Origin of the sequence: Methylomonas rivi (assembly GCF_024505165.1) — a bacterium.
GTDB lineage: Bacteria > Pseudomonadota > Gammaproteobacteria > Methylococcales > Methylomonadaceae > Methylomonas > Methylomonas rivi.
On record NZ_JANIBK010000377.1, the window covers coordinates 1 to 545 of the forward strand.

General features: G+C 66.2%; 1 protein-coding gene. It reads left to right on the forward strand.

What is annotated here, in order from left to right; all coding sequences use genetic code 11:
* Nucleotides 1-545, forward strand: a 545-nt coding sequence (locus NP596_RS21825; protein ID WP_256617470.1) for an AMP-binding protein, incomplete at both ends; no start/stop codon positions are given.

Consider the following 545-nt stretch of genomic DNA (forward strand, 5'->3'; position numbering starts at 1 on the left):
CGCGCAGCCACCAAGCCATCGTCGCCATGCTGGCCGTCTTGAAAGCCGGCGGCGCCTACCTGCCGCTCGATCCCGAACAACCCGGCGAACGCTTGGCCGAATTGATGGCCGATGCCGGCGTGAAGCGGGCGATCTCGCTATCGTCGTTGGTGATGGCGCCATCAGGCGCGACCGCTGGGCTTCGCCCACGCCCAGTCCAGCCTACACGTGCGGCTGATGCGGTTGACGGCTGTGTTTGGCTCAACCTCGACGAAACCGACCTCAGCGCTTATCCCGCCACGGCACCGGTTGTGACCCTTCACCCCGAACAACTGGCCTACCTGATCCTCACCTCCGGTTCCACCGGCCAACCCAAAAGCGTCGCCGTCGCCCATGGCGCCTTGAGCCGCCACATTCAGGCCGCCGGTGAACTCTACGCCTACACCCGTCACGATCGCGCGCTGCACTTTGCCGCCTTCACCTTCGATGCCGCCATGGAACAATGGTTGGCGCCGCTGTGCCACGGCGCCGGCGTCGTGCTGGGTTTTGGCGGCTGGACCGGCGAC